General features: G+C 72.7%; 1 protein-coding gene. It reads left to right on the top strand.

Annotation, left to right across the window (positions count from 1 at the left end; all coding sequences use genetic code 11):
* Positions 1-194, top strand: a 194-nt coding sequence (locus SB816_RS34755; protein ID WP_410548594.1) for a LamB/YcsF family protein, incomplete at its 5' end; no start/stop codon positions are given.
* Positions 195-238 lie beyond the last annotated feature (44 nt).

Here is a 238-nt window from a genome sequence, read left to right as displayed (position 1 = left end):
CCGTGCTCGCCCGCACGCTCGCGATGATCCGTGAGCAGCGCGTGCAGGCCGTCGACGGCGCGTGGGTGCCGCTCAACGCCCAGACCATCTGCCTGCACGGCGACGGGCCGCACGCGCTCGAATTCGCGCGGCGCATCCGCGCAGCGCTCGACGAAGCGGGCATCGGCGTGCGCGCGGCGGGTGCACAAGCCTGAGGCGCTACGGCGAAGCCCTTCGACAAAGCGCGACGACAAAGCGC

It is taken from the genome of Achromobacter sp. SIMBA_011 (assembly GCF_046535435.1).
GTDB classification, from domain to species: domain Bacteria; phylum Pseudomonadota; class Gammaproteobacteria; order Burkholderiales; family Burkholderiaceae_B; genus Achromobacter; species Achromobacter dolens.
Note: the sequence above shows the minus strand (reverse complement) of the source record. Positions and strands in the feature narration are given on the sequence as shown.